This is a genomic window from Moorena sp. SIO3B2 (assembly GCF_010692525.1).
Lineage (GTDB): Bacteria > Cyanobacteriota > Cyanobacteriia > Cyanobacteriales > Coleofasciculaceae > Moorena > Moorena producens.
The window spans coordinates 1-8,670 of the sequence record NZ_JAAHHE010000260.1 but is presented as its reverse complement, the minus strand read 5'-3'; the positions used below and the strand labels follow the sequence as shown (position 1 = coordinate 8,670).

Annotated in this window: 6 protein-coding genes; 5 read left to right on the top strand and 1 reads right to left on the bottom strand. The window is 43.7% G+C overall.

Annotated features, from left to right (window positions below):
• Positions 1 to 528: 528 nt before the first annotated feature.
• The 4 genes from F6K38_RS30305 to F6K38_RS30290 all read left to right on the top strand — a co-directional run bounded on the left by F6K38_RS30305 (position 529) and on the right by F6K38_RS30290 (position 4,956).
• Complete coding sequence (locus tag F6K38_RS30305) at positions 529 to 948, top strand: 3-methyl-L-tyrosine peroxygenase-related protein (RefSeq protein WP_287358782.1); 420 nt, start codon at positions 529 to 531, stop codon at positions 946 to 948.
• A 567-nt stretch (positions 949 to 1,515) separates the two neighbouring features.
• The gene (locus tag F6K38_RS30300) at positions 1,516 to 1,998 is read left to right on the top strand and encodes a tellurite resistance TerB family protein (protein ID WP_071106956.1); all 483 of its coding nucleotides are present in this window, start codon (positions 1,516 to 1,518) and stop codon (positions 1,996 to 1,998) included.
• A 566-nt stretch (positions 1,999 to 2,564) separates the two neighbouring features.
• The gene (locus F6K38_RS30295; protein WP_287253457.1) at positions 2,565 to 3,233 is read left to right on the top strand and encodes a class I SAM-dependent methyltransferase; all 669 of its coding nucleotides are present in this window, start codon (positions 2,565 to 2,567) and stop codon (positions 3,231 to 3,233) included.
• A 52-nt stretch (positions 3,234 to 3,285) separates the two neighbouring features.
• Positions 3,286 to 4,956 carry an HAL/PAL/TAL family ammonia-lyase gene (locus F6K38_RS30290; RefSeq protein WP_502709616.1) on the top strand — a complete coding sequence of 557 codons (1,671 nt, stop codon included), beginning with the start codon at positions 3,286 to 3,288 and terminating at the stop codon, positions 4,954 to 4,956.
• A 37-nt stretch (positions 4,957 to 4,993) separates the two neighbouring features.
• Here F6K38_RS30290 and F6K38_RS30285 read toward each other — a convergent pair whose 3' ends face one another.
• Positions 4,994 to 6,301, bottom strand: a complete 1,308-nt coding sequence (locus F6K38_RS30285) for an RNA-guided endonuclease InsQ/TnpB family protein (RefSeq protein ID WP_071106954.1) — start codon at positions 6,299 to 6,301, stop codon at positions 4,994 to 4,996.
• Between the two features lie 902 nt (positions 6,302 to 7,203).
• Here F6K38_RS30285 and F6K38_RS30280 point away from each other — a divergent pair.
• On the top strand, positions 7,204 to 8,466 hold the full coding sequence (locus F6K38_RS30280) for a transposase (protein ID WP_287253451.1): 1,263 nt from the start codon (positions 7,204 to 7,206) through the stop codon (positions 8,464 to 8,466).
• Positions 8,467 to 8,670: the final 204 nt, after the last annotated feature.

Sequence of the window (8,670 nt, the reverse complement as noted above, 5' to 3'; positions counted from 1 at the left end):
GATATTAAAAATAAAAAGCTTACTTTGCTTTGTCCTCCTACTCTATGCAGTCAATACAAAATAAATTAAAAAGCTAAGAAAAATCTTATAGAAAAAATAAAAATATTTCAACACTACTTTCAATCATAAAATTTTAATCAAGAGATTGGCAATCTCCTGGCTATAGTTGAAAGTTACCCTATGATTGAAAACGCTAATCAAATATCAGCAATTGAATTATTGAATTCAGAGGGTAAAGTGAAATCGGTTAAGCAAGAGGAGATTGAATAATTTAACAATTACTTTGATATCCAGTATGTTTTAACAGAATGGCCAGAATCTATTTTGTTAGATAGTGCTTTTACCGGATATGTCACATTTCTGAAACTGACTAAAAACAGCGCTAATAAATGGACTGTATATAAATTAGATACATTTGTCAACCCGGAATTTAAGCCATTGCTAATTTGGAAGAAATTCCATTGGATATTCTTGATATTTGTCCAGGGGTTGCTCCTCTGCTTGCTGCGGTTTTAAAAAGCGATAAAAATGAAGAACTTAAATCAGGTAAAACTAGAGCTAGAAACAGCATCAAATCTAATGATTGGAGCCGGAGCAGTAATGAAATTAGCGGGAAGTTACAGTAGAAAAGAATATCAAGAGCAAATTCTCCCCACAATGAAGCCGCCTAATCTGAAAATCGATGGATTTAGTGGGCTAATGTCTTGGGACCATGCCTATCTAGTGACATTATGGAAGCAGAACAAAAAAAACTTCCAAAATTTACCGCTATCCCTTCAACCTCAGTACGAAAAATTATTACTAGCATATAAAATGATGGCATCATCCCATAGGAAGATTTGTAGCAAGTTTGGCGGTGGAGAAGTAGGCGGGAGTGTGAAGCATCCAACGAAAAATGCTTTGTTAGCTCTGGAGAAGATTGTTCAAGCTCGCTGGCAGATGATATAGCAGTCGCCAGGGCAGTTAGGACATGACAAAAGTCTCAAACCTAAGTAAGCGCAAGAGTTTGACTTCTGACTTCTGACTTCTGACTTCTGACTTCTGCTATAAATCCCAGTCATAAATCAGTACATGAATGCATGGAAATGATGAATGATCCACGTGAATTGATCCAAACTGGATTTAAAAATCATCTTCAGCTTCTCTTAAGGACTTTTAACCTAGAACTATAGTAAGCCTAAATGAGTTGCCCAATCCCTCCAGATCGTTCATTTTTTTGCAACGGAATCCTAACAGTAATTTATAAAGTAAATCTTAAGACCCCTCAATCATACATAACCAAAGATATTATCACTATAACTAACAACTGAGAGCTGATCACAATCAATAGCCCTGATCAAAGATATGCATTTTTTAATTAATAGCTGAAATCAATTTCCAGTATAGCTTTAAGCCTGGCTATAGCCCTTTAACGGCTCCTTCAAGTTTACAAAACTTAAATCTAAAATCTTAATCGCACCACGGCAGATCATATTACACTGATGGAGTCAAAAGACTAAAAACGGGGAATTGAATATGTCAGATATGGATCGAGACGGTCGGCTGTGGCTGATGAAAGACTTGTATGGTATGAAAACAGTCCCACCAGCTCAGGACTATAATGCCTTTGTCAAAGCGGTTCTGATCTGTGCAAAAGGAGATGGCGTCCTGACACCAGAAGAAAGAAACTGGGTTGTTGGCCGTTCTGCCTGTTATAATACCAATACCGAGTATGACATGGCAAAAAATTACCCGGCAGATCAGGATCTACTTGAGGTTCTTGCCCAAGCCCCCACTCTAGACAAAAACGGTCGTCGTGCGATTATTTATGCGGCCATTAAGGCTTGTGCTGCTGATGCAGAATATCATCCGGATGAACAGGCATCAGTCCACAAAATGGCCAAATATCTTGGCATTGAAGAAGATGTCGTTAATCAGATTGAGGAAATTTGCATGTCCGAAGCCAAGATGCGAGAAAAACGGATTGCCGTAATGTTCCCGGAAGGCATCCCTTATTAGACTTGTTGTTGTTAGTGGCTGATCCCAGGATTGGCGATCGCAATCAATGCTTGGCGATCAGGAGTACCTCGATCGAGAGTAATTATGTTGTTGAATCCGTTACATTTCAACAACATAATCGCGCTTAGATCAAGACGTAAGCATTCAGCCGTCAGCCGTGAGCTTTTAGCTCACGCTACTTGAGGTGCCGTCAGCTTGTTGGCACAGGCTTTGGCCTTGGCCTTTCGGCCACGCTACGCGAACGACCCTGGGACTTCACTCAACATTATTCCAATGCTTACTTGTTGTCTTGATGCAGTCGCTCATGGGGGAAACCCCCGCGTGAAGGCGCTGCATCGCTTATTCAAAAGCTGTTCGCGTAGCGTGCGCGTAGCGCATGAGCTGAGAGCTGAGAGCTGAGAGCTGAGAGCTGAGAGCTGAGAGCTGAGAGCTGAGAGCTGATAGCTGATAGCTGAGAACTGAATACTTACATCAAGACAGATATGAATGTTGGGTAGAATGGCACTGAAATAAGGGTAGTTGAAAAAGCTCCAAGGCTTGGTATATAAGCATTTAAACAAATGACGATCTCAAGAGTGCTCGAACCAGAAGTAATGGATACTTGGGAAGATGCCGTTGAGTACGACTCGATGGACTTCACTGAGGTAAACACAGCTTTTGCCCAACTTGCGCTAGAATTAGGACCCCAAGCGGGTTTAGTCCTGGATGTGGGCACCGGAACAAGCCGCATTCCGATTATAATTGCCCAGATGCGGCCTCAGTGGCAGATATGGGCGATCGACCTCTCGGAAAATATGCTCAAAGTAGGCGCACAGAATGTAGAGGATGCCGGGTTGCAAGAACAGATTAAACTGGAACGGGTTGATGGCAAGCAGATGCCTTATCGAGATAGTATGTTTGACATGGTAATTTCCAATAGCATCGTCCATCACCTACCAGATCCCCTGCCATTTTTCCGGGAAGTAAAGCGACTGCTAAAACCAGGGGGCGGCATTTTGCTGCGGGATTTAATCCGCCCCGCTGATGTGGCGACAATGGATGCTTTGGTTGCTAGGATCTCAGGGGAGTACAATCAGTATCAGACCCAGTTATTTCGGGATTCTCTCCATGCTGCTTTGACTCTCGACGAGGTCAACCAGATGGTTTTAGAGGCTGGGTTATCAGGGGTCAGGGTTTATCAATCTTCTGATATACATTGGACAGCGGAACGTCCTTACCAGCAGATGCTTTTGTAGAGAGTCCCCAGAGTGCATCTTGATAATTATTTCGTTCTGTGAAGCGACCGTTATGAAATGGGGAATTTTTGAATCGAATAGCGATCGCAGTGTTACTTTAGGGGCTCGGCACCTCTCGATCGAAGACGTGGTCAGCGTGGCCCGTTATGGAGCGCAGACGCACCTGAGCCAAAATCCCAAGATTTGGCAGGGCGTGCAAGCCTCGGTTGACTATATCAGCGAGGCGCTGGCTGCCAACGAGCCCATTTATGGGGTGACCACTGGCTTCGGGGGAATGGCAAATACTGTAATTTCCCCCGAAAAGGCTACTGAGTTGCAAAACAATATTCTATGGTATCACAAAGCCGGAGCCGGAAAGCGCTTACCCTCTGAGGCTGTCCGGGCGGCGATGCTGTTGCGGATTAACTCTCATTTGCATGGAGCATCTGGCATCCGCCGGGAACTGATCGAACGCATGCAAATCTTTCTCAATGCTGGCGTGACGCCCTACGTCTACGAATTGGGTTCAATTGGAGCCAGCGGCGATATCACCCCCTTGACGGACATTACCGGAGCCTTAGTCGGTGTGGATCCTGCTTTCAAAGTGGACTTCAACGGCGAGGAGATGTCTTCGGTTGAAGCCCTCAAGCGGCTGAACTTGCCTCGGTTGAGCCTGGAGCCGAAAGAAGGACTGGCAATGGTAAACGGAACCTCCGTGATGACAGGCATGGCGGCTCTGTGTGTTAGCGAGGCCCAAGTATTGCTAGCCCTGGCAATGGGAACCCATGCCCTGCTGATTCAAGGGTTAGGGGGTACAAATCAGTCGTTTCATCCGTTTATTCACGCCCTTAAGCCCCACAAGGGTCAGATTTGGGCGGCAGCGGAAATGCTACAATTGCTTTCGGGCTCCAGTTTGATCCGGGACGAGTTGTCTGGCGGGGCCTCCCACCAGGGCAATGCCCCGATCCAAGACCGCTATTCCCTGCGCTGCTTGCCCCAGTACCTCGGACAAATCGTCGATGGCTTGAAAGAAATTACCGAGCAAATCGAAGTCGAAATTAATTCGGTTACGGACAATCCTTTAATTGACACAGAGGGTCATACCAGCTATCACGGCGGGAACTTCCTGGGTCAGTACGTGGGCATGGCAATGGATCGCTTGCGCCATGTTCTGGGTTTGACGGCTAAGCATCTGGACGCGCAAATTGCCTTGGTAGTAGCACCGGAATTTAGTAATGGACTTTCCCCTTCTTTGGTGGGCAATTCTGCAAATCTTGTCAATATGGGCCTCAAAGCGCTGCAAATTACTGGTAACTCGATTATGCCCCTGTTGACGTTTTATGGAAATTCCCTGGTCGATCGCTTCCCGACTCATGCAGAACAATTCAATCAAAATATCAACAGTCAAGGGTTTGGCTCGACCAATTTAACCCGGCAATCCCTGGAACTTTTCGAGCAATATATGGCTGTTTCCTTGATGTTTGGGGTGCAAGCCGTTGACCTGCGAACGTCCATAGTAGCCGGTCATTACGACGCGCGGGAGTGTTTGTCCCCGGAGACGGTTCCTCTGTACGAAGCCGTGCGGGAAGTGGTAGGCAGGCCGCCAAGTTTTGAACGTCCTTATATCTGGAACGATTGCGAACAATTTCTGGATATGCACATTGCCCGGTTGGCCAACGATTTGACCTCCGGTGGTCGGCTTGCACGGGCGGCTAACAACATTTTGTCCCGCTTGAAAGGTTAATTACTTGAACTCTCCACGGGTTGAAACCGCGTGGATTCTAAGCAGATATCGCTTCGCGGGTTAAAACCACGCGAAGCGATGCTTCACGATACGATCTAGATAGAGAGCTTAGATTGTATCGTTGTGGCAGGTTCAAAACTGCCCTACAGACCTCGGCTAGGGTTTTCCCTAGCTGTGTCTCTACTTTGCGCAAAATATTACAGGCTCCATTGCAATCGGCGTTAATCAATTCACCTTTTCCAGACAGGTATTGCCCACGCCTTACTCGCTTTCCGCTTTCCTTCCACCCCTTGGGTTTTTCACCAAGTGTAGGCAAAAAATCACGGTCTAAAAAGCTAGCTTTGCTGGTGTAGCTTTCTTCGGTTTCAATGAACTTGATGCCGTATTCGACGCACAGCTGTTCTATTCGTTTCTTCAGTTTAGCTGTAGGGATTTGAACAAATTGCTGATTGTTCTTTTTCCCAATATTAATGCTATCCTTGCTCCTTTTGTTCCAGCCAAACACTACTGTACTGACTTGGTTCCTCAGACACCAATTTATTACGAACCTAGCGGCCTTGTTTACTTTATCGCGCATTTGTCGGTTGCGCTTTTCAGTTAACTTAGCAAGGTTGTCGTCCCAGTAATCCTGAGTTTTCCCCTTTTTGATCCCAGCTACCTGTTTGTTGTACCACTGATTTTGAGACTTAATGCTTCTCCCATCTATGATGAAAGATTTCCCAGTGTTTGCTACGCAGGTTAACCAGTTATTGAGTCCCGGATCTATTCCCAGTACATTTCCTGTCTGCTTTACTGCTTCAGGAGTTGGTCGTTCATAGACAAACTCTAGATAAAAACATCCATTCCTTGGAACAAAGCGATACTCTTTGATGGATTTGTGATCAAGGTTGGAAGGCATCGGAAGAAAGAAATGGTCTATCCCAAACCAAGCTTTAATCTGCTTTCCTAAAGTGAATTTGAGTTGACCTTTTATTAGCTTTACCCACCGAGCCGGATAACTGACTACAGTCATCCCTCCTTTTTTCCGGTATTTAGGAACCCTAGGTTTGTTTGCCAGTTGTCCTTTTTTGTACAGTTTACTTAGAGCCTTGTAAGATTTGAAGGATTCGATCACCCCATGCAAGGTTTGCTGGGCGCAGGCTGATCTCATTGCTTTGAAGTGGACATTCGTCTTCATTATTTTGTCCAGGTCGGCATTAGTGAGATATTTCCCGGCCTTAAACAATACCTGACGACAATAATATATTCCGCAATTTGTTAGCTTGTTTGCCTCTGAAGAAATAAACTCTATTATCGCTTTATTATCAGCGTTTGTGGTTATTAGGTGTTGTTGACAACCGTACATTTTGCATCGACCTTTTTGCTGTGTTAATTTAATTGTATACTACTACAATTAAATTGTCAACAATATGCCAGAACAATTCAAAAATAAAGTAGGCCGACCCAGTATACACGGTGAGCGAAAAAAGACTTACAGCGTCAAAGCAACAAAGGTCGCCTGGGATAACTTGAAAAGGATGGCAGAATCGAATGGCCTTAGTCTTTCCGAATACATAGAGTACTTAGGAAGAAATGAACGACTTCCTTGATATATGCGAATGCCGGGATTAATCCCGGCACGCTCCGGAGACGAAACCTTAGAATAAGGCAGCCTTAATCATGGAGGCGCGCTTTCCATAGGCGAATTAAATTCGCCATGGGTCGCGCCTCAAAGTTTTAACCTTTTTCCCATAACCGACCAACCATAAAGGCTGCCTTATTCTTGCGGTAACTTCTAACCACGCCCACCTAATAAATTAGGTGGCTAACTCTCGCTCGTTATTTCGCTGTTTGGAGTTGCTCTGAAGATGATGCCGTTCGCGATCAGGGGAAACTCCAACAGTGCGATCATTCGATCTTGTCGGATGCGTTAGCTGAGGAGGGGTTTGGGGAGCTATAACTCAGATCTTGCACCAAAAAAAAGTGGGCGTGAACAGAAACGGCTGAAGTGGTTGTGATGAAAGGATTAGACCAGGTTTTCTGTCTCAAGAGTAGAGCTTTTAGCAATACTCAAAAAAAATCTCTACTTAACCTAATTCATTCGAGCAGATGATCAGGTTTTTTTATGATGATAATAGCAATAACAATAACTTGATTTTGTTTAAAAGTTGTAGTTAAAATCTAAATTCAATTTGGTATAATTGCCGAAAAAACTTGTAAAAAGTTCAGGAACTTGGTAACATATTTTTATGGTTAAAATGGAGCACGATGACCACCAATCAGATTCTATCCCAAGCAGAACAATTAATCTCAACCTTGAAACAACTAATGCCAACCATTTATCAACAAGAAACTCTCGAATCGATTTTGGGTTTGTTTCTGTGTGGTCAAGGTAATAGTGTTCCTCATCATTGTCAAACTAAATCGGAAAGTGCCCTTAGTCGTTTCTTCAATTATTGTCTTGATGCAGTCGCTCATGGGGGAAACCACGGCAGTCGCTCATGGGGGAGACCCCCAAGACCGCGCTGCCTCCCCAAGACCGCGCTGCATCGCTATCAATGGCCAACCCGTGCTGTAATTCGTACAGTTCGCTCTTTAATAGTGAATTTGATTCTTTCTCATCGAACCAGAGGACGAAAACCGATTTTACAAGTAATGGTGGATTTAACTACCAAAGAATTGGTAGGCAAGTTTCCAAACCTAGGAAATTTAGTGCGAATTTATAACCACAAAAAAGGTTTACACATTGTGATTATGTATTTAGTACTAGGTCCCTGGCGTATTCCTGGCCTTTCGGCCACGCTACGCGAATGGAGTTTCAGGATTTATCGAGGTAAGGGCACTCCCTCTCCATCACAATTAGCACAGAAATTATTGAACAACTTACCCAAAGTACTCACCAGAAATTTTCAGGTATATGTATTAGGTGATACGGCTTTTAGCACGATAAAATTTATTAATCAAGTGCGTAATCAATCCCATTCTACTATTTTAGGTATTAGCAAAAGTCGTACTTTGGCTGTTCGCGTAGCGTGGCCTTTTGGCCATGGTCGTAAGGTGTCACAAATTAAAACTCGTGGCCAACAAGTTTACCTCAAAGGTTTAGATTTTCCCGTATTTTTATCATGGGTTTGGCTGAAACGAGATGGTAAGAGAGTCCAAGGTTTTGTGATTTCAACTAAGGCGATGAAAGGAAAAACAATTGCTCGTTGGGGAAGGCGTAGATGGCAAATTGAGGGATTTTTTAAGACGGTTAAACATCGTTTTAGTTTACATCGTTTTGGACAAAAGACTTTGTTGGGTGTTTATCGTTGGTTGATTTTATCTTTGATTTCTTATTTATTGGCTTATTGGGTTTATTTACATTTAGGAGTCATGGATAAGTTAGATTGGTTTTATTGTGCCCAACAGGCACTTATTTTACTTTTTCCTCATGTTTGTTTTATTGGTCTTTTGAATCATTTTGATACACTTATACCCTGGTTACATCAGCAAGGTTTTGATTTTTTTCTGATGAGGTGCAAGATCTGAGTATAAGCCCCGCAGGGTAAGCGCAATAAAAATTGAGCCAAAATGTGATATAGGGCAAGGATGATGACCATGTTAAGCCTTGATTCTCAGGACTATCGCACTGTTTTATCAATATTGTTGATAATAATGCCTCCTGATTTATTCTTGCCCTTACCCTGGTTCTCTAAGGACGTTTCAGCGCTAGGGTTAAGCCGTCAGCGATCG